We start from the raw sequence: 26,286 nt of genomic DNA on the forward strand, positions 1-26,286 counted from the left end.
ACAAAAAATTCCTTATGAAAAAAAGAGGCAACTAGATCTTACCAATCTAGTTGCTCCAAGAAGTTATATACATCCTCATGTAGCTCGTCACGTTGCTTATCAAGTGTAATGACATGCGTAGAGTCTTCATACCATTTAATGTCTTTTAACGTAGATTCTACACCGTTATAAATAATGTTAGCACTATCTGTATTAATCATTTCATCATGACGTGCTTGTACAACAAATGTCGGTGCATAAATCATATCCACATTGTTACGTACGTCAGCAATTAATTGTTGTAATGCTTTTAATGTATTCATCGGTGTCTTTTGGAATTCCAACATTTCTTGTTCGATTTGCTCTGGTGATTTTTGCTCACGGTTTTTATATTCGCGGGCATATGCCAATATACCTTGGTACATCGTTTCTTCACTCTTAATATACATTGGTGCACACATTGGTACTACACCTAAAACAGGTACTGTATAACCTAATTTTAAAGAAAATACGCCGCCAAGTGATAATCCAACAACAGCAATTTTCTCAAAGCCTTTATCTTTTAAAAGCTGATATGCCTCCATTACGTCTTGCCACCAATCTTCAGGACCTGTATGAACAAGCTCTTCTGGTGGTACACCGTGCCCTTTATAAATTGGCGCATGACAAGTGTAGCCTTTCTTCTCTAAGAAACGCCCTAACATACGTACATCAGCTGAGTTTCCTGTGAAACCATGTAGTAATAAAACAGCGCGGTCTCCACCCTCAAATGTAAATGGTTTCGGAGATGCTAATTTCATCATGTACTTCTCCTCTTTCTCTTCTGTAATCTAGTCGTATTCTTTCTATATCTAGTGTACCATATTTATATTTCTATAATCTAATTAGAAACATCTTTCAAATAGCAAAATAAAAAAAGAAGAACCATTAGTACATCTTACTAACGCTTCTTCTTTCAATTCTATAAATTTAAGTACGTAACAGCAATTGTTAATACGAAGAATAGAACAGCTAAAACAATTGTAATACGGTTTAATACTGCTTCAATTCCACGTGCTTTTTGCTTACCAAATAATTGCTCTGCACCGCCTGAAATTGCACCTGAAAGGCCTGAGCTATTACTAGACTGCATAAGTACCATAACAATCATTAAAATCGATACAATAATAAGTAAAACGGATAATAACGTATGCACTTGGCGTACCTCCTACAAAGATTCAGTTATTTTAACTGTAGCATAAATCCTATAGAAAAGCGAGAGCTATAGAGTCGCTCTCGCTTTTCTTCTATTACATAAACATCATTGCAAATAACGGCCCGAGCAAACATGTCAAAATTGCTGTTAATGTCATTGTTACCGATCCAATAACACCTTCATGTTCATTATTTTTCATCGCTCTCATTACACCCATAATATGAGAAGCACATCCAAATCCGATACCTTTACCAACTGAGTTTGTAACACGGCTCCATTTTAATAAAAGTGGGCCAGTAATCGTTCCAGTAATACCTGCGATAACAACGAAAGCTGCTGTTAATGAAGGTACACCACCAACTTGCTCTGAAACACTCATCGCAACTGGCATTGTCACCGATTTTGGTAAAGAAGATAAAATTAAGCTTTTATCTGTTCCCATAAGTGATGCAATGGCAAAATCACTGGCGATTGCAACTGTTGTTCCTACTAATACCCCGCCGGCAATCGGTACAACATATTTTTGCAGAACGTGACGTTGTTTATAAAGAGGAATTGCAAATGCTACAACACCGGGCCCCAGCAGTTTTGCAATCCAGCCACCACCGCTTTCCATATAATGTTGATATGGTATATCAAGCATGATAAATAAGAAAGCCATTAATCCTGTTGCTACAAGCATTGGAATGGTGAATGGTGTTGGAAATAATTTATAGATTTTTTTAGATAATTGGTATAATAGCACCGTAAAAAGAACCCAACCGATTCCGATTAATATTTGGCTCATCTCGACTCTCTTTCCTTTCTATTCGCAAGATATTGTCCTGTATGTCCTGCGACAATAATAATTAAAAATGTACTCGCTACAATTGTAATGAAAAGAGAAATTCCTTTACTCATAAAAAAAGCACCGTAATTCATTAGGCCAAGCGTTGGCGGAATTAATAAAAACGGCATAATAGCAACGAGTGTTTCTGCTCCTAAATCGAACCATTTCACTGGAAGGACTTTTAGGCTAAGTAAAACAAGTAAGAGGAACATTCCAATCAAACTTCCTGGAATCGGAATATTTAACACTTCTTGTACCCAATTTCCAACCATATAAAAAACGTAAAGAGCTGCAATTTGGACAAGAATCTTTGTAAATTTCATGTTCATCATCCCTCATGTTTATACGATCTTCTCTTAATATCTTTATCATAGTATAAATTGTAAAAAGCTGCAATTTATCAACTTGACAGCAAAAACAGCCTATGTTATACGCTTACACCCTTGATATGACTGCATTTCTAAACAAAAATTAAGTCAAAAACCTTGACCTAATATAAAAAGTTTTTATTTTCTGAATTTGTAACGTTGTTATTTCAATAAAATAATCTTTTTATCCTTAAGCTTACATATATATAAAGTGAAACTTTCATTAGTGGCGGTTTTCTTCCTCCCCACAATCGGACTTTTACGGGATAAACAAGATAGGTGGTGAGCATATGCCAAAAAAAGTTCTTATTTTTTGTGATCCTGGGATTGATGATACGATGGCTCTCCTCTTAGCATTCTTTATCGATGAAATAGAAATCGTCGGTATTGTTGCTGATTACGGCAATGTCCCAAAAAAAATGGCCGTACAAAACGCTCATTTTCTTAAGAGCGAAGCAAAGGATAGAAATATCAAGATATTTGGTGGTTCAGAACGTCCACTTACTGGTGCCCCTCCAGCTTTCTTTACGGAAGTACACGGGAAACAAGGGCTCGGGCCAATTATTCCAAAGGGACATGTGACTAACGGGGAGATGGAGAATTTTTTCGAAGTTATTCCTCTTATTGAACAGTATAAAGATGAATTAATCATTGTAAGTTTAGGAAGACTTACCTCCCTAGCAATTTTATTCATTGTATGTAAACAGCTCATGAAGCAAATTACATCTTACTACGTAATGGGCGGCGCCTTTTTACATCCTGGTAATGTGACCCCTATTTCCGAAGCGAACTTTTATGGCGATCCTACTGCCGCTAATATAGTCCTTCAATCCTCACCTAACATGTACATCTATCCATTAAACATCACTCAGTATTCCATCATTACACCAGAAATGGCTGAATACATTGAAGCAAAAGGAAAAGCCCCACTCGTCAAACCGTTATTCGATCATTATTACTACGGCTATTATAAAGACGCCTTACCGCATTTAAAGGGGAGCCCCTTCCATAACACAATGCCAATACTCGCTTTACTTGATAACTCTATGTTTACGTATCACAAGTCACCTATCGTTGTCATGACAGAATCTTATGCACAAGGAGCAAGCATAGGAGAATTTCGTTCTTTAGGAGAATCTAAGCCATTTATTGATTGGCCGAGTCATCAAATCGCAATTGATTTTGATTATAACCGCTTCTTTAAATATTTCATGTCACTTATGACGGGTGAGCAATTTTAGCATAAAAAAACAGACCGTGATTTCTCACGGTCTGTCGTTATTTTCTACAATTATCGTTTAATGTTGTAGAAAGATTTGATACCATCGTAAACAGCGATTTCGCCTAGTTCGTCTTCGATGCGTAATAATTGGTTGTACTTAGCAATACGGTCAGTACGGCTCATAGAACCAGTTTTGATTTGGCCAGCGTTAGTTGCAACTGCGATGTCAGCGATTGTAGCATCTTCAGTTTCACCAGAACGGTGAGATACAACTGCTGTGTAACCAGCACGTTTAGCCATTTCGATAGCTTCGAAAGTCTCAGTTAAAGTACCGATTTGGTTAACTTTAATTAAGATTGAGTTAGAGATACCTTTTTCGATACCTTCAGCAAGTTTTTGAGTGTTAGTTACGAATAAGTCGTCACCAACTAATTGTACTTTATCACCGATACGCTCAGTTAATAATTTGTGACCATCCCAGTCGTTTTCGTCTAAACCATCTTCAATAGAGATGATTGGGAAGTCTTTGCAAAGCTCTTCGTAGAAATCAACCATTTCTGCAGAAGTTAAGCCAGTACGGCCTTCGCCTGCAAGGTCATATTTACCAGTTTCTTTGTTGTAGAACTCAGAAGAAGCAACGTCCATTCCTAAGAATACGTTCTCGCCAGCTTTGTAACCAGCTTTTTCGATAGCTTCGATGATTACTTCTAATGCTTCACGGTTAGAACCAAGGTTTGGAGCGAATCCACCTTCGTCACCTACTGCAGTGTTAAGACCTTTGTCATGTAATACAGCTTTAAGTGCATGGAATACTTCAGCACCCATACGGATTGATTCTTTGAATGTTGGAGCACCAACTGGTAAGATCATGAACTCTTGGAAGTCTACGTTGTTATCAGCGTGAGAACCACCGTTGATGATGTTCATCATTGGAGTTGGTAATTGTTTTGCATTGAATCCACCAAGGTAACGGTATAATGGAAGACCTACGAAGTCAGCTGCTGCGTGAGCTACTGCCATAGATACACCAAGGATAGCGTTAGCGCCTAGTTTACCTTTGTTTGGAGTGCCATCTAATTCGATCATAGCACGGTCGATACCAGCTTGGTCAGTTACGTCGAAACCAACGATTTCTGGAGCGATTGCTTCGTTAACGTTGTTTACTGCATTTAGAACACCTTTACCAAGGTAACGAGATTTGTCACCGTCACGTAATTCTACTGCTTCGTGCTCACCAGTAGATGCACCACTTGGTACGATAGCGCGTCCGAAAGCGCCGCTTTCTGTGTAAACTTCTACTTCTACAGTTGGGTTACCACGAGAGTCAAGGACTTCGCGAGCATAAACATCAATAATTGTTGACATAATAAATTCTCTCCTTTTTATATAAGCAAATTATTTAATAATTGTTTTACCTGTCATTTCTTTCGGTTGTTCCACATTTAAAAGCGTAAGCATTGTTGGAGCGATATCTCCTAAAATACCACCTTCACGAAGCTCTACATCATTTTTTGTAACGATGAAAGGAACCGGGTTAGTTGTATGAGCTGTCATTGGTCCTCCATCAGCAGTTAACTCCTGATCAGCATTACCATGGTCAGCAGTAATAAGTGCTACACCATCTTTTGCAAGAATCGCTTCTACAACTTTTCCTAAACATTCGTCAGTTGCTTCTACTGCTTTAATTGTTGGTTCCATCATCCCAGAATGGCCAACCATATCACAGTTTGCAAAGTTAAGAATGATAACATCATGTTTATCATTTTCGATTTCATTTACTAAAGCGTCCGTTACTTCGTAAATGCTCATTTCAGGTTTCAAGTCATACGTTGCAACCTTCGGTGAGTTAATTAAAATACGCTCTTCTCCTGGGAATTCAGCCTCACGACCACCGCTAAAGAAGAATGTAACGTGCGGATACTTTTCAGTTTCCGCGATGCGAAGTTGCTTTAATCCCGCTTGCGCAACAACTTCACCTAATGTGTTATCAAGGTTCATTGGCTTGAATGCCACGTAACCATCTACAGTTTCACTGAAATGTGTCATACAAACGAATTCAGGAATGTGAGGTACTTTTTCACCACGATCGAACTCACGGAAGTCTTCGTTTGTAAATACACGAGCAATTTGAATTGCACGGTCTGGACGGAAGTTATAGAAGATAACTGCATCATCATCATTGATTGTTGCAACTGGCGTGTTATCTTCGTTAACAATTACAGACGGCAATACGAATTCATCGTAGATACCATTTGCATAAGAGTCTTCTACACACTCTTCTGCTGATTTATAAGTAGGGCCTTCACCATTCACCATAGCACTGTAACATTTTTCTACGCGATCCCAACGCTTGTCACGGTCCATGGAGTAATAACGACCAGAGATAGTCGCGAATTGTCCTACTCCTGTTTCTTTAATTACTTCATTTGTTGCATCGATATAACCTTTTGCTGTTTGTGGTCCAACATCGCGGCCGTCTAAGAATGCATGGATATAAACTTTCTCCACGCCTTCTTTTGCTGCTAAGCGAAGAAGAGCAAACATATGGTTCATGTGACTGTGCACACCACCATCAGAAAGTAAGCCGAATAAATGAAGAGCAGTACCTTTTTCTTTTACGCTTTTAATTGCATTTTGGAAAGTTTCGTTCTGATCGAACTCACCTTCACGAATTGCAACGTTTACGCGTGTTAAGCTTTGATATACGATGCGGCCTGCACCGATATTTAAGTGACCAACCTCAGAGTTACCCATTTGACCTTCTGGAAGACCTACTTCCTCACCACAAGCTGTAAGCGTTGTGTGAGGGAATTTGTTCCAGTAACCATCAAAATTAGGTTTCTTAGCTTGTGCTACAGCATTCCCGTGAGTTTCTTCACGTAGTCCGAAACCATCAAGAATGATTAAAGCTGTTGGCTTTCTCATTTTACCGCCCCCAGAAGACCTAAGAACGAAGCAGGCTCTAAGCTAGCACCGCCAACTAAAGCGCCGTCGATGTCAGATTGTGCCATATACTCTTTAATGTTTTCTGGTTTTACGCTACCGCCGTATTGAATACGAACAGCTTCTGCAGCTTCTGGAGAAACAGCTTCTGCAACAACTTTACGGATGTGCGCACATACTTCGTTTGCATCTGCAGAAGAAGAAGATTTACCTGTACCGATAGCCCAGATTGGCTCATAAGCGATAACAGTTGCTTTAACTTGCTCTTCTGTTAAACCTGCAAGTGCTTTTGTCACTTGACCTGCTACTAGATCAAATGTTTTTCCGCTTTCGCGCTCTTCTAAAGTCTCACCACAACATACAATTGGTGTTAAACCATGTTCAAATGCTGCAAGAGTCTTTTTGTTTACTGACTCGTCTGTTTCAGCAAACATTTCACGACGCTCAGAGTGGCCAAGTACTACGTAGCCTACTTTTAAGTCGCTAAGTGCTACTGGGCTAATTTCGCCAGTGAATGCACCATTTTTTTCGAAGTGCATGTTTTGTGCACCTACTTGTAAATCAGTTCCTTCAGTTGCTGCTACTAAACGCTCTAAGAATAGAGCTGGAGAGCAAACTACTGCATCAACAGCTGAAGCTGCTGGGATTTGACCTTTAACTTCCTCTACGAAGCTAACTGCTTCAGATAGAGTTTTATTCATTTTCCAGTTACCTGCGATAATTGGTTTACGCATGCTTTGCACCGTCCTTTTTCTTTGGCTGCTACTTATTTGTCGTTAAGACAAACTACACCTGGAAGCTCTTTACCTTCCATGAATTCTAATGACGCACCGCCGCCAGTAGAAATGTGGCTCATTTTATCAGCCATACCGAATTTTTCAACAGCTGCTGCAGAGTCACCACCGCCGATAACAGAGTATGTATCTTCTGCATCTGCTAATGCTTGTCCTACTGCTTTTGTACCTTCTGCGAATGGAGTCATTTCGAATACACCCATTGGTCCATTCCATACAACAAGCTTAGAATTTTTAATTACATCTGCATAAATTTCACGTGTTTTAGGACCGATGTCCACGCCTTCCCATGTAGAAGGAATAGAGTCGATACCTACGATTTGAGTTGTTGCAGTTTCAGAGAATTCCTCTGTGATTACAACATCAACTGGCATGTAGAAGTTTACGCCTTTTTCTTTTGCAAGTTGCATAAATTCTTTAGCTAGTTCAATTTTGTCGTTTTCACATAGAGATAGACCAATTTCATGACCTAAAGCTTTAACGAATGTGTAAGCAAGTCCGCCACCGATGATTAAGTTATCTACTTTGTCTAATAGATGACGAATTACACCGATTTTATCTTTTACTTTCGCACCACCAATGATAGCTGTGAATGGACGTTCTGGGTTAGAAAGTGCTTTTCCAAGTACATCTAACTCTTTTTCCATTAATAGACCAGATACTGCTGGTAGGTAGTCTGCGATACCTGCTGTAGAAGCGTGAGCACGGTGAGCTGCACCGAATGCATCATTTACGAAGATATCAGCAAGAGCTGCAAATTCTTTCGCAAGTTCTGCATCGTTCTTTTCTTCGCCCGCATAGAAACGTACGTTTTCAAGAACTAATACGTCGCCTTCGTTCATTGCTGCAACCATTTCTTGTGCAACTGGTCCGAATGCTTCGTCTGCTTTTTTAACATCTTTACCAAGAAGCTCGCCTAAACGTGCTGCTACTGGAGTAAGACGTAATTCTTCTACTGCTTGACCTTTTGGACGGCCTAAATGACTTGCTAAAATAACTTTCGCACCTTGCTCTACTAAATATTGAATTGTAGGAAGAGCTGCACGGATACGAGTTTCATCTGTAATTTTGCCTTCTTTCATAGGTACGTTGAAATCAACGCGGCAAAATACACGCTTACCTTTTAAATCTACGTCACGAATTGATTTTTTGTTCATTGGATTTCCCTCCGACTACTAGTTAGGATTGACAAAACCCACTCAAAAGCTTAACACATTTGCTTTTAAAACGAAAGAAGAGAGAGAGGGAACAAACCCTCTCCCTCGTTTTGTCATTGATTACTTATATAATTAAGAATTAAAGACCTTTAGAAGTCATGTATGCTGCTAGGTCTACTACACGGTTAGAGTAACCAGTTTCGTTATCGTACCAAGAAAGTACTTTAACCATGTTACCTTCCATTACCATTGTAGATAATGCATCGATTGTAGAAGAAGCTGTACATCCGTTATAGTCGATAGATACTAATGGCTCTTCGCTGTATCCAAGGATACCTTTTAATTCGCCTTCAGCTGCTGCTTTGAATGCTGCGTTTACATCTTCAACTGTTACTTCTTTGTCAAGTTCAACAACTAAGTCAACAAGAGAAACGTTAGCAGTTGGAACACGTACAGCGCCACCGTTTAATTTACCTTTAAGTTCTGGTAATACTAATGCTACAGCTTTAGCTGCACCAGTAGATGTTGGGATCATGTTTTCAGCTGCTGCACGAGCACGACGTAAATCTTTGTGTGGTAAGTCTAAGATTTGTTGGTCGTTAGTGTAAGAGTGAATTGTTGTCATCATTCCGCGTTTTACGCCGAATTTTTCGTTTAATACTTTAGCGAATGGAGCTAGACAGTTTGTAGTACAAGAAGCGTTAGATACTACGTTGTGGTTAGCTGCATCGTATTGTTCGTGGTTAACACCCATAACTACAGTGATATCTTCGTCAGAAGCTGGAGCTGAGATGATAACTTTCTTAACTGATCCACCTAAGTGTTTTTCAGCGTCTGATTTTTTAGTGAAACGGCCAGTAGATTCTACTACTACTTCTACTCCGTAGTCGCTCCATGGTAATTGAGCTGGGTCACGCTCAGCGATAACTTTAATTTCTTTACCGTTAACAACGATGCTGTTTTCGTTAGCAGATACTTCTGCATTTAAAGTTCCGTGAACTGTGTCATATTTTAAAAGGTGAGCTAATGTTTTAGCATCTGTTAAGTCGTTGATTGCTACTACTTCTACCTCAGAGTTGTTAAGAGCTGCGCGGAATACGTTACGTCCGATACGTCCAAATCCATTAATACCAATTTTAGTCATTTGAATTTCCTCCTTGGGGGATTATATTAAAGGGTAATACCCTTTGTTAACTGTTTTGCTGCACCTTCATCTGTAATTAGAATTGAAGTGTGCCCTTGTTTAATTACAGCCTGTATTGCCTTTGCCTTTGAAGAACCTCCAGCGACTGCAACAACGTGAGATACATGTTGTAAATCCTCAAGTTGCATACCAACTGTTCTTACTTTATGAACAACATTTCCTTGTTCATTAAAGTAGTAACCGAAAGCTTCGCCTACTGCTTCGCTTGCTTGAATCTTTAACCAATCTGCTTCTGAAGTATTTCTGCGACGTGCCATTGTTAACGCATCACCTATTCCATGAATGACGATATTGGAAGATCGAATCAACTCAAGAACTTCTTTCACGGAAGGCTCTGTCACAATAGACGCATATGCTTCGCTACTAACATGGTCTGGAACATACAATAAGCGATAATTACTCATCGTATTTTGCGCCATCTTGGCACAAATGGTATTGGCTTCTAATTCGACGCCCTCTCCAATTCCACCACGCGCTGGGACAAATAGCATATGTAAATCTTTGCAATCAAGCTGCATCATGTCCGCAGCAGCAGCTAGCGTAGTTCCTCCAGCCACAGCAACGATATTATTCGCTGTCAGACGGTCTTTTATACAAGTCACACAAGCACGGCCCATCTCCAGTTTGACCCACGGCGATTCATCACTATCACCAGGGACAACGAAAACTTCATCCAAGTCTAATGTTTCCTTAAGTTGCTTTTCTAAAACCTTTAACCCGGAAATTTCTTTCATAAAGTCTTCCAAAGCAAGAACTAAAGCTGTTCCTTCTTCTGTCAAAGTCATTCCAGAAGAAGCGACGTGAACTAAGTTTTGTTCTTTCAAAACTTGGACTTCACTTCGCAATACTCGTTCTGTCATACCGAGACTTGCTGACAAGTTTCTTCTTCCAATAGGCTGCATGAGCCTAATGTATTGAAGAATTTGCATTCTCGTTTGCATAACAGGTAGCAGATCAGGTAATAATTTTTTTGTGTTCTGAATCCATGAGCGCATATCTTTTCTCCTCACTACATTGGTTCATTTTCCCTAGTGGTCACTTTGTGTCCCGTAGTGACATTTTATGTCCCACGTAGGTTAAAAAAATAATCCCTGCTACGTGTATTATTGTAACAGGAGATAGAAACTTATTCAACTCTTAACTGCATTGTTTATATAGTTTATTATGACACCTTTGTGAATGTTACCATATTCTACCTGTTTCCCGCCTATTTCTACAACCGGAATCATTAAATGATACTTCTCCAAAAGGTCATTATCTTCATATATATCTATTTCCTCGATTTGAAAAGAATATTCACATTGTACTTCCTGTAAAACTTGTTTCGCCTGCACGCAAAGGCCACAATCTTTTTTTGTATACAGTACAACTTTCATATTCTTCACCTATCCGATCGTTTTTCGTAATGATGAAGCTGGAATGTGCATTTGTTCTCTATACTTCGCCACTGTTCTTCGAGAAATAACGATTTCATGCTCTTCTTCTAATAATTTTGAAATCTTTTGATCTGAAAGTGGCTTTTTCTTATTCTCCGCCTCAACAAGCGTTTGGATAAATCGTTTCACACGCTTTGTAGAAACTACTTCATCTTCAGTAGTCGAAACAGCATTACTAAAGAACGATTTCATCTCAAATAAACCATGTGGTGTTTGCACATATTTATTTCGCGTTGCACGACTAATTGTAGATTCATGCACACTTAACTCTTCCGCTACCTCTTTTAAAGCAAGTGGCTTTAAATGTTCTGGACCTTCCCAGAAGAAATCACGTTGTTTTTCCATAATAATAGTCATCACTTGCAGAAGCGTTTGTTTTCTCTGTTTTAAACTGCGCATAATCCACTGCACATGCTGATACTTTTCTGAGACGTAAGATGCTACTTCACTTTCACTATTATTCAGAAGCGCACTATACTCAGAATGAATTTCAATTCTCGGCATATTTCTCTCGTTCATTTGTAAAACGAGACGATCACCATCTTTTTTCACCGCCATATCAGGCACAATATAAAGTGGTTTATCAGAAGAAAACGCAAGACCTGGTTTCGGCTGTAATGACGTAATACAGTTCACCGCCGATTGCAATTCCTCATTACTACACTTCAACACTTGGACGAGCTTTCGCCAATCTTTCTTCACGAAATAAGCAAATTGATCCTCTATAACCTCTTCCGCTAATCCATTCCGTCTTTGTAAGCGCTTCAATTGCAAAGTTAGACATTCCTGAATATTACGCGCTCCTACCCCTGCTGGCTCGAGCGATTGGACAAGCTCTACAGAGCGGTCGACTACATGAATTGGTGCGGAAAGGAGATCCGCTAACTCTTCGTTCGTTTCTTGTAAATACCCATTTCCATCCATGTTCATAATAATGAAAGAAGCTATTTTTCGCTCTTCTTCTTCTATTTTATAATACTGTATTTGATTTAATAAATGTTGCTGAATCGTTGTTGAATCCACACTGTAGATTTCCATCTGATTCTCGACTTGTTTGCTGGTACTTTTACTTGTGTTAGAGCTCTTTTTCTTCTCCCTCTCAAAACCACCTAACTCAATAAGGGGATTCTCTAACGATTGCTCATACAAAAACTCCGATAATTCTTGTACATTATACTGGAGCATTGTAATCGCTTGCCTTAACTCTTGTGTCATTGCCAAACGTAAGCTTTGTTCTTGTAAAAGACTTGCCTTCAAACTAATCTCCCCCTTGTTTCTATTGTACAATAAGTTTGGTAAAAGGAGAATGCTATCACAGACACCCATTCCAAAATATTATTAATTTATATGTATTAATGAGATTTACAACTTACAACCGAAATTTGAATAATATTGAAAGAAAATAATAGCGTGATAAAAATTATTACCACATACTAATAGTAAATCTTATTACTAGATATAACAAGTATTAATAAAAAGGTCTGCACTTATATTTGTAAGTGCAGACCTTTTTATGCAGATAGATTCATTATGCTTCGTTAAATATAACATCCCCTTCTTCAGCAGGCCATTCACCTTCTAATTCCATGTCGTCTAACATCATTTCAGCCGTAAAGACAATCGCTATTAAATCCTTATGGTAGTCTCCGCTAGGCAAATAGTGACTAGGTCCAAAACAATCCCTATCAATTTCTTTATAGTGCAATTCCATATTTAACATGAATTTCAACATTTCATCGCCTGTAATTTCACCAGAATCAGATACAGCAACGGTTCTACGTTCGTTATCCCCTAAAACGCTTAAATTCCCACTAATTTTACGCACCTGCAATCCCCTCATACTATAAGTTTTAAATAATTTTAGTATAAACTCATTGCAGAATTAACAGAAGTACCTTGTAAGCCCATAACAAAAACCCCCTATACACGATTATTTCTAATCACATACAAGAGGTTGTTTTAAATTTATTATTCATTTTCAACACGGAACACCAACAATAAAAAACGCGCCCAGAGGGATTCGAACCCCCGGCAGACGTGGTACCGGAAACCACCGCTCTATCCGACTGAGCTATGGGCGCATGATTATAAAGACACTTCATTTTCTTTCCATAATAATAGCAATAAAATCCATCTAAATCAATAAAAATATCCCCGTAATCCTTTATGCACCTTAGTTAGTAGTATATTAACTAAGCACTCTCTCCTAAATTTTCCAATCATAAATTCACCCCAACTCACAAATTATAATCTTTGAATTGATATTCCAAAGGGGGCTTCATTCAATGACTGTAATTACAAAACTAAAGCAAACTGTTTCTGGATTAAAAAGTGCACAAGCTAGCTTAGAGGGATTCGCTCTTGATACGGATAACCAACAAGCAAAGCAACTTTTCCAAACAGCTGCAGAGCAAACGCAAACGATTATCGATTCTTTAAACCCACGCGTTGAAGAAGTCCAACAAGAAGAACCACAATACTCACAGCAATAACAGATTCGTCATGCTGTGAAATAGAAAAAGGATGATATGCAGTCATCCTTTTTCTATCACATTACATATTGCAATAGAAATGGAATGATAATCATGCGAAAACTCGGCCTCATAACCGCGTTATTTGCCCTTCTATGTAGCTCTTTTTCCGGATGTGATAATAGTCCCTTAGATAAAAAAGTGAAAGAAGAAGCAAAACGAACGGAGAAAGAAAAAGGTCCCAAACTAACAAAGACGAGTACGGAATCCTTTAATCAATCTATATCACAAGGAGCCAAGAAAAGTGCTCTCGCTATGGATGAAATTATAAAAAGCACAGCAGTGAATTCAAATTTAGATCTCTACATAGCAGTTACACCTGAGCATCACGAAAGGTTTGGGCTAAAAGCTTTGCGTAAGAAGCTTCAAAAGCAGCTAAGTGATGAGCATCCTACTTTCGATGTTCGTGTAAGTACTGATAAAAAAATCTTTATGTTACTCGAAAAGCTTGAGAGCAAAATTAAGAAAAAAGAAGTATCTAAAGACGAGATCAATAAGCAATTAAAACTCATTGGGAAAAAAATGGAGTCTAACACTTAACGCTTTTTAATAGAAAAGGAAGGATCGCAATGTCTAGTAAAGATAAGAACTTAACCCCTGTGCAACAAGAGTATAAAAAATTCGAGCAAGAACGCGAACCGAAGCGCCCTGTCTTGAAAAATTGTATTAAAGCCTTTTTCGTCGGTGGTTTTATTTGCTTCATCGGACAACTCATTTCTACGTTTTATATCACATATTTTGATTTCACTGAGCGTTCAGCAGGAAATCCGACAGTCGCAACTCTCATTTTCATTTCCATGTTACTAACTGGATTCGGTATATACGATCGGTTTGGACAGTTTGCCGGAGCAGGCACAGCTGTACCTGTCACTGGATTTGGTAACTCTGTTATTGCCGCATGTATCGAACACCGAACGGAAGGGTTCGTCCTTGGTGTTGGTGGTAACATGTTTAAATTAGCTGGATCCGTTATTTTGTTTGGTGTATTTTCGGCTTTCGTCATCGCACTTATTAAAACGATTCTCGTTCAATGGGGAGGGCTATAAATGTTACAAGGACACCGAACGTGGGTATTTGAAAACAAACCAGTTATTATTTCGACAGGAGTCGTTGGCGGACCATTTGAAGCGAAAGGGAAAATCCCAGAAGACTTCGATATCCTTCATGAAGATTTATGGCTCGGACAGGATTCCTATGAAAAAGCACATAAAATTTTATTCGAAGAAGCTTGTAGCCGAGCTACTGAAAAAGCAGAACTTCGTAAAGATGATATCCAATTCGTACTTGCAGGAGATTTAATTAATCAAATTACTCCTACAAGCTTTGCTTGTCGTACACTCGGCACTCCTTATCTTGGATTATTCGGTGCTTGTTCTACTTCTATGGAAGGTTTAGCACTTGGGGCAAGTATCGTAAATGCAAAAGGTGCAAAATATTTATTAACTGGGGCATCAAGCCATAACACCGCGGTAGAAAAACAATTCCGCTATCCAACTGAATACGGCGGTCAAAAGCCTCCTACCGCACAATGGACAGTAACCGGGGCAGGCGCGGCTATTTTAAGTGACACTGGACATGGTCCTAGGGTAACATCTGCAACAATCGGACGAGTGGTTGATATGGGACTAACGGATCCGTTTAATATGGGCGGTGCGATGGCTCCAGCTGCCGTCGATACAATTGAAGCCCACTTGCGCGAACGCCAAATTGATGCCTCTTACTACGATTTAATCGTAACAGGCGACCTAGGACATGTCGGACGCGAAATTGCTTATGACTTACTACATAAACACGGAACAAAAGTGACAAGCGAACAGTTTCAAGATTGCGGGCTACTCATCTATAGAGAAGGACAACCTGTCATAGCTGGTGCTAGCGGACCAGGATGTTCTGCAACAGTTGTATACGGTCATTTATTAAACCGAATGAAAAGAGGAGAGTTCAAAAAAATACTTGTCGTTGCGACAGGCGCTTTACTATCTCCACTTACATTCCAACAAGAAGAAACGATTCCATGTATCGCTCACGCCGTTTCGATTGAATTTGGAGGTGTAACGCAATGATTTTTTTCTGGGCTTTCGTCATTGGCGGACTCATATGTGTAATCGGCCAACTTATGTTTGATGTTGGCAAGCTAACACCCGCTCATACAATGGCAACACTCGTTGTTGCCGGTGCTATACTGGACGGATTCAACCTGTATGAACCATTAATCGACTTTGCTGGAGCCGGGGCAACTGTACCTATTACAAGTTTCGGTAATGCCCTCGTTCACGGCGCAATGGAAGAAGCTGCAAAACACGGCATCGTCGGTGTCATTACGGGAATGTTTAAAGTAACGAGCGCGGGTGTATCCGCAGCTATTATTTTCGGCTTTATTGGCGCATTGCTGTTCAAACCGAAAGGATAAGAGGTGTTTGTATGACAGTTATCGCTAGCGTTAAAACCTGCCTTGCTAGTGTAAGGGGCGCTCAAGCAAGTTTAAGCTCCCTTTCACTAAATTCACAGGACGCGGAATCAAAACGCTTATTTCATGAATGTATGTTAGAAATGGACAGCATCATCGCTGATTTACAGAATAGAGTTTCAGTATTAGAACGCGAAGAACCTCAATATAAAGGGTTTTAAGTAGACTGGAGGAAATGACTATGTCTCACCTGCCTGAATGGACACTTGTCATCCTTCGCTCTGTATTCATATTAATTATTTTATTCACTATTACAAAATGCTTAGGAAAAAGACAAATCTCTCAACTTTCCTTTTTTGAATACATAGCGGGAATGACAATCGGTGATATCGCTGCTCAAATATCTACAGGGCTTGATCAAAAGTTTTTCCATGGTGTCTTTGCCATACTTATTTTCGCCTCGGTACCTTTTTTCGTTGGAATTCTTTCCTTAAAAAACAAAACTGCTAGAGACTTTTTTGAAGGAAAGTCTACCGTTTTAATAAAGGACGGCAAAGTACTTGAGGATAATTTAAAGAAAGAGAAATATACAAGTGATGAATTACTTGAACTTCTTAGAGGAAATGGTGCATTCAGTATAGCTGAAGTCGAATTTGCTGTCTTAGAACCGAGCGGAGAATTAAATGTATTATTAAAGAAAGATTCTCAGCCACTTACAGCAAAAGACATCGGGTTAAAAGTACCTAATGAAAAAGAACCGCAAACTGTTATTATGGATGGCAATGTCTTAGATGAACCTCTATCCTCTAGTGGACATAACCGTGCTTGGTTACATTCTGAACTAGAAAAGCTCGGTGTTGTTATTGAAAATGTCTTTCTAGGTCAAGTGGATTCATACGGACAACTTACTATCGACATTTATAATGACAAACTACAAATGCCTTCTCCTCAAAACAAGCCTTTATTATTAGCATCTTTAAAAAAATGTCATGCTGATCTTGAACTATTTTCCCTAGAAACAAAGTCGAAATCAGCAAGCGAAATGTATAGTAAAAACGCGAAACACATCGAAAAGATTTTAAATAAAGTAACCTATCTTTTAAAAGAATAGATATCGAAAGAACGCTTCAGTAAAAAGGCGTTCTTTTCTTTTTTCTACAACTTTCATGACGTTTAAATTTATGTAATTCGGTTATGATGTTGAAGATACATAAGCAGGGAATTTCAAAAACATAGCGAATAATTCATGGTACAACTACATATTTTTTTGATTTAAAGTGGTTTCGTTTGACCTTTATTGACCATAATTGTATTATAAGACTAAGAAAGCTTTAGAAGGAGGAAATAACAGATGAATTTAATTCCTACAGTAATTGAACAAACAAATCGTGGAGAACGCGCTTACGATATTTACTCTCGACTATTAAAAGACCGCATCATTATGCTTGGTAGTGCAATTGATGACAACGTAGCTAACTCAATCGTTTCCCAGCTTTTATTCTTGGAATCTCAAGATCCAGAAAAAGATATTCACATCTACATCAATAGCCCTGGTGGTTCTATCACAGCAGGTATGGCAATTTACGATACAATGCAATTTATTAAACCACAAGTATCAACAATCTGTATCGGTATGGCTGCATCTATGGGTGCATTCTTACTTGCAGCAGGTGAAAAAGGAAAACGTTATGCACTTCCAAACAGTGAAGTAATGATTCACCAACCACTTGGCGGAGCACAAGGTCAAGCGACTGAAATCGAAATCGCTGCAAAACGTATCCTATTCTTACGTGAAAAACTAAACCAAATTCTTGCTGACCGCACAGGTCAACCACTTGAAGTACTACAACGCGACACAGACCGCGACAACTTCATGACAGCTGAAAGAGCTCTAGAATACGGCTTAATCGATAAGATCTTTACAAATCGTTAATAACTAAAAGTGGAAGCGGCTCGTTCAGAATCGCAGGGTGTTGGAGCTTTTATATCCGAGACGCTTTTTGCCTCGAATGTAAAAGCGAAACAACCGGAGATTCTAGCCGCTGGAGCTAGATAGATCTAAAACGAAAGCGCCCTCTTACAGGGCGCTTTTTTATAATTAAACCTCCGCACGTGCGCCCTACATACCCGCCCCCCAACAACAAACAACAAAACAAAAAAGCTATCGCACATGCGCGATAGCTTCTTATTGTATATATGCAGCTAATGCTTCTAAAGCTTCTTCTGCATCTGAACCTTCTGTTGTAATTGTTATCATGCTACCAGTTCCAATTGCTAAGCTCATAATCCCCATTATGCTCTTTGCATTCACTGTCTTTCCATCTTTCTCGATGAAGATATCCGCATGAAAGCGATTAGCCTCTTGTACAAACAACGCAGCCGGACGTGCTTGTAAACCGTTTTTTAATGAAACCTTAACTCGTTTTTGAACCACAGCTCCATTTCCCCTTTAACCTCTTATTTTTTTGCTACCGTTTCCCCCGCGCGTAATTTCTCTGCAATCTCATCGATTTTACGCAAACGATGATTAATACCCGATTTACTAATTTTCCCCCCGGATACCATCTCGCCTAACTCTTTCAATGTTACATCTTGATAATCTCTTCGTAATTGTGCAATTTCTCGCAGTTTATCTGGTAATATATCAAGACCAACCGTCTCATCAATATAACGGATATTTTCAATCTGCCTTAGCGCTGCACCAATTGTTTTATTTAAATTGGCTGTTTCGCAGTTCACTAAACGATTTACTGAATTACGCATATCACGAACAATTCGAATGTCTTCAAATCTTAAAAGTGCATTATGAGCGCCTATAATATTTAAAAACTCCGTAATCTTTTCTGCTTCTTTCAAATACGTAATGTACCCTTTTCTTCTTTCCAACGTCTTACTATTTAAATCAAATCCGTTCATCAATTCACATATAGCATCATTATGTTCCTTATATAACGAAAAGACCTCTAAATGATAAGATGATGTTTCTGGGTTATTTACTGAACCACCTGCTAAAAATGCACCGCGTAAATACGATCGTTTACAACATTTCTTCTCAATCAATTCTTGTGATATATTTCGAATCAACGAAAAGTCGTCTCGAACAATATGAAGATCAGCTAATATTTCGCGAGACTTCTCAACAAGCCGCACAATATATACATTATTTTTCTTCAATCGCATTTTTTTACGAACAAGTAATTCTACCGTCACGTCATATCCTTTTTTCAAAAGCGTATAAATCCTTCTTGCAATTGCCGCATTCTCCGTTTGAATATCGATAGATAGACGACGATTTGAAAAAGAAAGCGATCCGTTCATTCGAAGTAACGCTGATAATTCTGCTTTCTCACAGCATTCCTTCATCTCAAGATTCGTTAGCTCTTTCTTTGTTTCTGATGCAAATGACACAGTCAACACCTCCTTATACGATTACTTTGGAACAAAAATCTTGTCCTATATGAAATGATGAGCGTTACCTCAAACGAGGCAACGCACATCTACAAGAGTGAATATAAAATAGAAGCTAGTTTTAATGTATCGTGCCTTACAACACGATCATCATACTTCGCTAATTGATCTTGAATGACATCAATATTGCTCTCTGTAAAACGCTCTTCATCTACTACAACTGGTGCCGACATTTCTTCCTCATATAACTGACGTAATTCACAAGGAATATCACGGTTATTTACAATTGCAGTATCGATAAATGGTTTACCTAAATGATCATGTAACGCCTGCACATGGTCAAACGCAGTATATCCCATCGTTTCACCAGCTTGCGTCATAACATTACACACATATACCTTCTTCGCTTTTGCAGCAAGAACAGCGTCCCCGATTTTGTTAACAACTAAATTCGGTAATATACTCGTATACAAACTTCCTGGACCAAAAACAAGTAAATCAGCTCGTTTAATTTCAGCCAACGTTTCATGTAACGGCTCTACATCTTCTGGAGTTAAAAAGACGCGGTTAATCTTCTTCCCGGAATAAGGAATCTTTGATTCACCTGTTACAATTTCTCCATCTTCTAGTTCCGCATGAAGTACCGCACTTTGGTTCGCTGCCGGTAACACACGTCCTCTGACATTTAACACTTTACTCGTTTCCGTAATCGCATGGAAGAAGTCTCCTGTAATCGAGGTCATACCCGCTAATAATAAATTTCCTAACGCATGACCTTTCAGCCCGTCTCCCGTTGTGAAACGATGCTGAAATAAAGCTTCCACCAGCGGCTCTACATCTGATAACGCAACAAGTACGTTACGAATGTCACCTGGGGGTGGAATTTCGAGCTCATCACGTAATCTACCTGAACTGCCACCATCATCAGCGATTGTAACAACTGCTGTAATATCAACCGGATATTGTTTTAATCCTCGTAATAAAACAGAGAGTCCAGTACCGCCTCCCATGATAACAATTTTAGGTTTTCTCTCTTTTTTCATCCCTTAATGGCCCTTTCTCTTCTCCACATCACGATGAGATACATGAACGCTATACTCTGGTTTCAAATGTTTCCCAAGGTATTCTGTAAGCGTAACAGAACGATGCTGTCCACCTGTACATCCAATTGCAATTACAAGTTGACTCTTGCCTTCTCTTTTATAATGAGGCAGCATGAAAGTAATAAGATCCATCAATTTTTCTAAAAACTTATGTGTCTCATTAAATTTCAGTACATACGATGAAACTTCTTCATCTAGTCCTGTTAATGGCTTCATATGTGGAATGTAATATGGATTTGGTAAAAAACGAACATCAAATACTAAATCGGCATCAATTGGAATACCGTACTTAAATCCAAATGACATAACATTTACACGAAATGCTTGCTCAGTTTCAGTTGAAAACAGATGAACAATTTTTTCACGTAATTCTTTCGGTTTTAAATCCGATGTATCCAGCACAATATTCGCTCGTGCCTTCATATCAGTTAATAAGCCACGCTCCATCTCGATTCCCTTTAACGGCAAACCAGTTGGTGCAAGTGGATGCGAACGTCTCGTTTCTTTATAACGAGTTACAAGCGTGCCATCTTTCGCATCTAAGAATAAAATATGAGGAATAATCCATGTACGTTCTGATAAATCATCAAGTGCTCCCCATAAATGTTCGAAAAACTCTCGGCCACGTAAATCAACGCCAAGTGCCACTTTATTCATTTTCCCTTTTGAATCCGCCATAAGCTCAATAAACTTCGGCAATAACATCGGTGGTAAATTATCTACACAGAAATATCCTAAATCTTCAAAACTTTGTAAAGCTACTGTCTTTCCAGCTCCAGACATTCCTGTAATAATTACCATTTTTATATCATTATTCTCTGTCATCGTATCCTCTCCTTGACGGTTTAACTCGGATCTAATCGATATGAAAGCAACTCAAAATCTGGGGTATATACAAATGTACCGTAGATTATGCCATTTCCTTTAATTAAATAATCAATAATGTGATAATCTCCTGGTGCCATTGCTAAATCATCAATTTTGTCAAATGTATGCCAACCAATGATGCCTTCTTCGCTCTCTAGTTTGTTTTCTCCTGCAAAATCTGTCGCTAAAAAGGAGAACATCATCCATTCAGAAACAACTTTATCACCTTCTTGGATGACAAAGGTGAAGACCCCTTTTAACGCTGGGTTCTTTAAATAAATACCTGTTTCTTCACGATACTCGCGAACAACGGAATCTCTTACTGTCTCACCACGCTCCATTTTCCCGCCTGGTGCAACCCACCAATTTCGGCGAGGTTTTTGGAGTAAGAGTACTTCATTATCTCTAATTAACACACAGTTTGTCACTCTTTGCATGTTTCTTCACCTCAGCTACTTGCAGTAAATTTCTCACTGCATACTCATTTCATTATACTATCAAAAACAGTTTGCTACAACGAAGGAGCCAGTCCTCTTTCGCTAAGCACATGCTACTCAACAATTTTAAAAAAGCTTTCTAGAACAAGCAATGTAAATGCCTAGACTTTCAATGAATAGCATAAAAAATCCCCTTAACGATTTTTATCGCCAAGGGGATTAAAGTCCTTATTTCTTACCGAAATAAGTAACAATCGCAAATCCTAAAATAAAGGTAATAATTGAACTTATAATTGAAAATCCTCCAGTTGGAATACCAGGGAACACAATTACAATCGAGCCGATAACAAGTCCAATAATTGCCGCAAATGTCATACTTTTATAACGATCTAACAAGAAACTAATTCCTTTACTACTTACAACAAACCCCGCCATAACACCAGCACCGATAACTACGATTAAAGGTAAGTTCAGTGTAGTTAAAGCATTAATTGCTGTCGGATACACACCAATAATTAATAAAATAAATGATCCGCTAATTCCAGGAAGCAACATAGCCATACTAGCCATCCAGCCCGCGAAAAATAAACCAATTGCATTTAAAATTGTTAACGTCGTAATTGGATCTGCTGCCTTATCTGGTTTAAAGAAAGCTGTGATCGCAACAAGAATTGCTGCAACTATTAATAAAACAATGTGCTTACCTTTAAACGACGACTTTGCATCAGCTTCTCTCATTAACATCGGTAATATACTAATAATTAAACCGAGGAAGAAAAATTGAGTCGGTTCATAATGATTTGCAAGTAAATATTTAATAACGTGACTTAACGTTAAAAACGCTGCTGCCACACCAGCTGCAAGGGGAATTAAAAAGCCTAAATGTTTTTTCCATTCGCGACTAAAGAATCCATTAATTGCCGCAAGCAATTGTTCATAAATCCCTAACACAACAGCGATTGTACCGCCGCTCACACCAGGAATTAAATCACTAACGCCCATACAAAATCCACGATATATATTACGCCATTCCATACTGAATAAATTCCTCATTTCTTATAGTGATTTTTCCGTAAAGTCCAGTATATCAATAAGAAAGCTTATAATCTTAATATTTTTTGACAAAACTTTGACATTTTCATAAAAAAAGAAGAAAGCTCCTATTGGTAGCTTTCTTCTCAAAAGGCATATTATCCCTTATTTTTCTGATACAGTTTTTAGTTCTTCTAATAATTCTTCTACATAATGTTGAGCACTTTGTGCTGCGATACTACCATCACCTGTTGCCGTTACAATTTGACGTAGCATTTTTTCACGAACATCTCCAGCTGCGAAAATACCAGGAACTTTCGTTTCCATACGCTCATTTGTTTCAAGGTAACCATTTTCATTTGTAATACTTAGTTCAACAAATGGTTTTGAAAGTGGTAACATACCGATGTATATGAATACGCCGTCAGTTTTGACTTCTTTCTCTTCTCCACTGTTTACGTCTACAAGTGTCACGCTTCCTACTTTACCATTTGCATCGTTAATTTCTTTAATAGTGTGATTCCAAATGAAATCTACTTTCTCGTTTTGGAAAGCACGATCTTGTAAAATTTTCTGTGCACGAAGAGTGTCACGACGGTGAACGATTGTTACCTTTGATGCGAAGCGTGTTAAGAACACACCCTCTTCAACAGCAGAATCTCCACCACCAATAACTACAAGTTCTTTTCCTTTAAAGAAAGCCCCATCACATACTGCACAATATGATACACCACGGCCGCCAAGCTCTGTTTCGCCTGGCACACCAATTTTTTTATATTCTGCACCGCTTGCAACGATAATTGCACGTGCTTTATATTCTTTTTTACCAGCAATAATTGTTTTGTATTCTTTACCATCGATGACTGCTTTCACATCACCGTATGCATATTCAGCACCAAATTTCTTCGCATGCTCAAACATTTTATTTGATAAGTCTGGTCCTAAAATGGACTCATAACCTGGGTAGTTTTCTACATCTTCTGTGTTTGCCATTTGGCCACCTGGAATACCACGCTCAAGCATTAATGTGCTTAAATTCGCACGAGATGTATATACTGCAGCTGTCATACCAGCTGGTCCTGCACCAATAATAATGACATCATAAATTTTTTCTTCTGACACATCATTCACTCCTATTCATTCCTACACAATTAAGTTACCCTCATTATACTGTTAGCATCATTTTTTTCCCAATGATTTGCTTACCCTATGTGTGCGTACGCTTAACAGCCTGCACATACTTTCGAACAGTCGCTACAGATACATTATATACATCTCCAAGCTCCGACTGTGTCATCTTATTTCCTTGTTCGCCGCGCACAATATATTCAACCGCAGCTGACCAGCCGTATACATTTGTAAAAACTGCCCCAGATGTATATAAACGTATGAACGTACAAAACCAAAATTGTAAACACTCTTCGATTAATTCATCATCTTTTTTCGTATAATTATATAAAGCATCCGCAATTTGCGCGCACTGTTCAAATTGCTGTAAATCCGCTGGAATGCTCTTATGGCTATTAAGTAAAAAGAAATACTTTGCAAGTTGCGATACGATTGGAACACCGTTTTTCGCCTGCGTTACATCAAAGAAGAATCCCACCTTCTCTGGCGTTGACAATTCATTCATTAAATATAAAGCTAGCATTTGTTCCTCTAGCGTCGCACTTTGTTGAAATGATTTTCGTAATTCTTCAAATAATACGTTTTGTCCTTCATCTGCTAAATTCAGCGCATTCCACGGTTCTTTTCCCTTTTTATCAGGGTGCAATTCTACAACATGCTGCCACATTTTTTCAGCTACTTGCTGATTTTTCACCATATAAGCAGAATATGCAAACCAATAATAAAAACTAACGTCTCCCTCGTATCCTTGACGCTTTAATACTTTGAACCATTTATATGCAGGCTCAAAATGACCAATTGTTGCAAGTGTCGTTCCTAGTTTCAAACGATGCTCGAACGAAATCGGATATACTGAAACTAACTGCTCCGCTAACGCTTCTACTTGTTTATGCTCTCCAATTGAATATAGGAAAATAAGCGTATTACAAAGCGCATGTATATTACCAGGATTTTTCTCTAAAATCATTTCCGTTAACTTCAGAGCTTTATCTACATTACCAGATTGAAAATGTGCAATGGCTAAATTATTATGACCCGACCAAAATTCCGGATAATCTTTTGTAACAATTTCTAATGTAGCAATTGCTTCTTCCAATTGTCCGTTACGAATATAACGATTCGCTTCTTCCTGCATAACAATTAGATCATCTTCATCCTCAATCTCTTCCTCGCCCATCGCTTCTTCTTCCATAATTTCAAGTAATTCTAATGTATCTTCTACAAATTCCTTCTCTTCTGCAACTTCTAAATAGCGATCCGCATACTTTTTCGCCTGCTGAAATAGCCCCATATATGCATAATTATTTGCAATAAAATAATAGCATTGTTCAAGTTCTGGATTAGATCTAACAAGCTTAAAGAAGATTTGATTCGACTCTTGATATTCACCAGCCTCAGATAATACTGTTGCTAATTGACATAAAATAAACGGCTCCTTCTCACTTTGTGCCGCTCTTCGAAAATATTTAATTGCATCTTGCAATTTCTGCCCTTTGTAAGCCCTCATCCCTTTTTTATAAAAGAATTCCGCTAATTGATTAAAAGAGATAACTTGTCCGTTCTCCTTATATATTCCTTGATTTTTCCCCATATATCCTCCAGTTTTTTGTTTTCTTCGTTCACACATTCTTCTATCTATAAGTATAAACGATTCCGTAAAAAACAAAACAGTATATTATACTCAATTATTTCCTTTTTATTCATTAAAAAAGAAGAGAAATGTTACATTTTTAGCATCAACCTTCTCTAGCATCCATTTCTTCTTTCGTATAAATAACACGCATTGGATTTCCACCCACGAAAGCACCACTTTGGACATCTCTATGAACAAGTGTGCCAGCTGAAATAATCGCGCCATCCCCAATTTTCACACCTGGTAATATAGTCGTATTTGCTCCAATCATCACTTCATTTCCTATGATGACCTCTCCAAGTCGATATTCGCGAATTAAATATTCATGTGCTAAAAGCGTTGTATTATAGCCGATAATCGAATTCTCTCCCACAGTTATCTTTTCTGGGAACATAATATCCGGCATTACCATAAGCGCAAATGATGTTTTCTTTCCGACTTTCATCCGTAAAAATGTACGGTACAACCAATTCTTGACGGATAAAAATGGTGTATAACGCGCAATTTGGATAATAATAAAGTTCTTCATTACCTTCCAAAAAGACACTGTTTTATACACATTCCATAATGAATTTTCTCCCGAAACAGGATAGCGCGTTGTCCGTCGCACTTA

The 26,286-nt window shown here is 38.5% G+C and carries 31 protein-coding genes and 1 tRNA gene; 9 read left to right on the top strand and 23 right to left on the bottom strand.

Annotated features, from left to right (window positions below; all coding sequences use genetic code 11):
- Positions 1-38: 38 nt before the first annotated feature.
- The 4 genes from estA to NHG49_RS25910 all read right to left on the bottom strand — a co-directional run bounded on the left by estA (position 39) and on the right by NHG49_RS25910 (position 2,326).
- Positions 39-779, bottom strand: a complete 741-nt coding sequence (gene estA, locus NHG49_RS25895) for a carboxylesterase (RefSeq protein ID WP_000761972.1) — start codon at positions 777-779, stop codon at positions 39-41.
- A 161-nt stretch (positions 780-940) separates the two neighbouring features.
- Positions 941-1,174, bottom strand: coding sequence for a preprotein translocase subunit SecG (gene secG, locus NHG49_RS25900; protein ID WP_000557263.1), 234 nt, complete (start codon positions 1,172-1,174; stop codon positions 941-943).
- A 94-nt stretch (positions 1,175-1,268) separates the two neighbouring features.
- A complete protein-coding gene (locus tag NHG49_RS25905; protein ID WP_000078299.1) occupies positions 1,269-1,961 on the bottom strand; it encodes an LrgB family protein in 693 nt (230 codons plus the stop codon).
- Positions 1,958-2,326: a CidA/LrgA family holin-like protein gene (locus NHG49_RS25910; protein WP_000673212.1), complete on the bottom strand. Its 369-nt coding sequence runs from the start codon at positions 2,324-2,326 to the stop codon at positions 1,958-1,960. The genes NHG49_RS25905 and NHG49_RS25910 overlap by 4 nt, the downstream gene beginning before the upstream one ends.
- Before the next feature lie 335 nt (positions 2,327-2,661).
- On the opposite strand from NHG49_RS25910, the gene NHG49_RS25915 reads away from it, so the two are divergent.
- Entirely contained in the window at positions 2,662-3,612 is a 951-nt protein-coding gene (locus NHG49_RS25915) for a nucleoside hydrolase (RefSeq protein ID WP_258126682.1), read from the top strand.
- A 50-nt stretch (positions 3,613-3,662) separates the two neighbouring features.
- On the opposite strand, the gene eno is transcribed toward NHG49_RS25915, so the two are convergent.
- The 10 genes from eno to NHG49_RS25965 form a co-directional block, all read right to left on the bottom strand.
- Complete coding sequence (gene eno / locus NHG49_RS25920; RefSeq protein ID WP_000103948.1) at positions 3,663-4,958, bottom strand: phosphopyruvate hydratase; 1,296 nt, start codon at positions 4,956-4,958, stop codon at positions 3,663-3,665.
- Between the two features lie 30 nt (positions 4,959-4,988).
- Positions 4,989-6,518 (bottom strand): 2,3-bisphosphoglycerate-independent phosphoglycerate mutase, encoded by a 1,530-nt coding sequence (gpmI, locus tag NHG49_RS25925; protein WP_001231145.1) that lies wholly within the window; start codon positions 6,516-6,518, stop codon positions 4,989-4,991.
- Positions 6,515-7,270 carry a triose-phosphate isomerase gene (tpiA, locus tag NHG49_RS25930; RefSeq protein WP_001231042.1) on the bottom strand — a complete coding sequence of 252 codons (756 nt, stop codon included), beginning with the start codon at positions 7,268-7,270 and terminating at the stop codon, positions 6,515-6,517. The genes gpmI and tpiA overlap by 4 nt, the downstream gene beginning before the upstream one ends.
- A gap of 32 nt (positions 7,271-7,302) precedes the next feature.
- A complete protein-coding gene (locus NHG49_RS25935; RefSeq protein ID WP_002198882.1) occupies positions 7,303-8,487 on the bottom strand; it encodes a phosphoglycerate kinase in 1,185 nt (394 codons plus the stop codon).
- Between the two features lie 139 nt (positions 8,488-8,626).
- Positions 8,627-9,631 (bottom strand): type I glyceraldehyde-3-phosphate dehydrogenase, encoded by a 1,005-nt coding sequence (gene gap / locus NHG49_RS25940; RefSeq protein ID WP_000161234.1) that lies wholly within the window; start codon positions 9,629-9,631, stop codon positions 8,627-8,629.
- A gap of 26 nt (positions 9,632-9,657) precedes the next feature.
- Positions 9,658-10,686 (bottom strand): gapA transcriptional regulator CggR, encoded by a 1,029-nt coding sequence (cggR, locus tag NHG49_RS25945; protein ID WP_001258183.1) that lies wholly within the window; start codon positions 10,684-10,686, stop codon positions 9,658-9,660.
- A gap of 135 nt (positions 10,687-10,821) precedes the next feature.
- The gene (locus NHG49_RS25950; RefSeq protein ID WP_064476221.1) at positions 10,822-11,067 is read right to left on the bottom strand and encodes a glutaredoxin family protein; all 246 of its coding nucleotides are present in this window, start codon (positions 11,065-11,067) and stop codon (positions 10,822-10,824) included.
- 9 nt (positions 11,068-11,076) lie between these two features.
- A complete protein-coding gene (rpoN, locus tag NHG49_RS25955; protein WP_222655635.1) occupies positions 11,077-12,384 on the bottom strand; it encodes an RNA polymerase factor sigma-54 in 1,308 nt (435 codons plus the stop codon).
- A gap of 271 nt (positions 12,385-12,655) precedes the next feature.
- A complete protein-coding gene (locus NHG49_RS25960) occupies positions 12,656-12,952 on the bottom strand; it encodes a hypothetical protein (RefSeq protein ID WP_222655634.1) in 297 nt (98 codons plus the stop codon).
- 180 nt (positions 12,953-13,132) lie between these two features.
- Positions 13,133-13,208 (bottom strand) — tRNA-Arg (locus tag NHG49_RS25965).
- 204 nt (positions 13,209-13,412) lie between these two features.
- Here NHG49_RS25965 and NHG49_RS25970 point away from each other — a divergent pair.
- The 8 genes from NHG49_RS25970 (at position 13,413) to clpP (ending at position 17,998) form a co-directional block, all read left to right on the top strand.
- On the top strand, positions 13,413-13,619 hold the full coding sequence (locus NHG49_RS25970) for a DUF1657 domain-containing protein (protein WP_000216160.1): 207 nt from the start codon (positions 13,413-13,415) through the stop codon (positions 13,617-13,619).
- A 93-nt stretch (positions 13,620-13,712) separates the two neighbouring features.
- Positions 13,713-14,198: a YhcN/YlaJ family sporulation lipoprotein gene (locus NHG49_RS25975; protein WP_064476218.1), complete on the top strand. Its 486-nt coding sequence runs from the start codon at positions 13,713-13,715 to the stop codon at positions 14,196-14,198.
- Positions 14,199-14,227: 29 nt separating this feature from the next.
- Positions 14,228-14,704 (top strand): stage V sporulation protein AC, encoded by a 477-nt coding sequence (gene spoVAC / locus NHG49_RS25980; RefSeq protein WP_000095399.1) that lies wholly within the window; start codon positions 14,228-14,230, stop codon positions 14,702-14,704.
- Positions 14,705-15,721: a stage V sporulation protein AD gene (gene spoVAD, locus NHG49_RS25985; protein ID WP_048563458.1), complete on the top strand. Its 1,017-nt coding sequence runs from the start codon at positions 14,705-14,707 to the stop codon at positions 15,719-15,721. It begins immediately after the preceding gene.
- Complete coding sequence (gene spoVAE / locus NHG49_RS25990) at positions 15,718-16,068, top strand: stage V sporulation protein AE (RefSeq protein ID WP_000575919.1); 351 nt, start codon at positions 15,718-15,720, stop codon at positions 16,066-16,068. The genes spoVAD and spoVAE overlap by 4 nt, the downstream gene beginning before the upstream one ends.
- An 11-nt stretch (positions 16,069-16,079) precedes the next feature.
- Positions 16,080-16,286 (top strand): DUF1657 domain-containing protein, encoded by a 207-nt coding sequence (locus tag NHG49_RS25995; protein ID WP_064476217.1) that lies wholly within the window; start codon positions 16,080-16,082, stop codon positions 16,284-16,286.
- Between the two features lie 20 nt (positions 16,287-16,306).
- Complete coding sequence (locus tag NHG49_RS26000; RefSeq protein WP_064476216.1) at positions 16,307-17,176, top strand: DUF421 domain-containing protein; 870 nt, start codon at positions 16,307-16,309, stop codon at positions 17,174-17,176.
- Positions 17,177-17,416: 240 nt separating this feature from the next.
- Positions 17,417-17,998 (top strand): ATP-dependent Clp endopeptidase proteolytic subunit ClpP, encoded by a 582-nt coding sequence (clpP, locus tag NHG49_RS26005; RefSeq protein ID WP_001049163.1) that lies wholly within the window; start codon positions 17,417-17,419, stop codon positions 17,996-17,998.
- Positions 17,999-18,250: 252 nt separating this feature from the next.
- On the opposite strand, the gene NHG49_RS26010 is transcribed toward clpP, so the two are convergent.
- From NHG49_RS26010 to NHG49_RS26050, 9 genes are all read right to left on the bottom strand, one after another.
- Complete coding sequence (locus NHG49_RS26010) at positions 18,251-18,499, bottom strand: HPr family phosphocarrier protein (protein ID WP_000250305.1); 249 nt, start codon at positions 18,497-18,499, stop codon at positions 18,251-18,253.
- A gap of 23 nt (positions 18,500-18,522) precedes the next feature.
- Complete coding sequence (gene whiA / locus NHG49_RS26015; protein ID WP_064476215.1) at positions 18,523-19,473, bottom strand: DNA-binding protein WhiA; 951 nt, start codon at positions 19,471-19,473, stop codon at positions 18,523-18,525.
- An 89-nt stretch (positions 19,474-19,562) separates the two neighbouring features.
- A complete protein-coding gene (locus tag NHG49_RS26020) occupies positions 19,563-20,516 on the bottom strand; it encodes a gluconeogenesis factor YvcK family protein (protein ID WP_000712182.1) in 954 nt (317 codons plus the stop codon).
- A gap of 3 nt (positions 20,517-20,519) precedes the next feature.
- Positions 20,520-21,401, bottom strand: coding sequence for an RNase adapter RapZ (gene rapZ, locus NHG49_RS26025; protein WP_103655917.1), 882 nt, complete (start codon positions 21,399-21,401; stop codon positions 20,520-20,522).
- Between the two features lie 20 nt (positions 21,402-21,421).
- The gene (locus NHG49_RS26030) at positions 21,422-21,880 is read right to left on the bottom strand and encodes an NUDIX hydrolase (protein WP_001190080.1); all 459 of its coding nucleotides are present in this window, start codon (positions 21,878-21,880) and stop codon (positions 21,422-21,424) included.
- A 228-nt stretch (positions 21,881-22,108) separates the two neighbouring features.
- The gene (locus tag NHG49_RS26035; RefSeq protein WP_098111082.1) at positions 22,109-22,915 is read right to left on the bottom strand and encodes a DUF368 domain-containing protein; all 807 of its coding nucleotides are present in this window, start codon (positions 22,913-22,915) and stop codon (positions 22,109-22,111) included.
- A 162-nt stretch (positions 22,916-23,077) separates the two neighbouring features.
- The gene (gene trxB / locus NHG49_RS26040) at positions 23,078-24,034 is read right to left on the bottom strand and encodes a thioredoxin-disulfide reductase (RefSeq protein ID WP_258126688.1); all 957 of its coding nucleotides are present in this window, start codon (positions 24,032-24,034) and stop codon (positions 23,078-23,080) included.
- Positions 24,035-24,119: 85 nt separating this feature from the next.
- A complete protein-coding gene (locus NHG49_RS26045) occupies positions 24,120-25,631 on the bottom strand; it encodes a tetratricopeptide repeat protein (RefSeq protein ID WP_098111081.1) in 1,512 nt (503 codons plus the stop codon).
- Between the two features lie 145 nt (positions 25,632-25,776).
- Positions 25,777-26,283, bottom strand: a complete 507-nt coding sequence (locus NHG49_RS26050; RefSeq protein ID WP_149173758.1) for an acyltransferase — start codon at positions 26,281-26,283, stop codon at positions 25,777-25,779.
- Positions 26,284-26,286 lie beyond the last annotated feature (3 nt).

The organism is Bacillus sp. IBL03825, assembly GCF_024712505.1.
Taxonomy (GTDB): domain Bacteria; phylum Bacillota; class Bacilli; order Bacillales; family Bacillaceae_G; genus Bacillus_A; species Bacillus_A wiedmannii.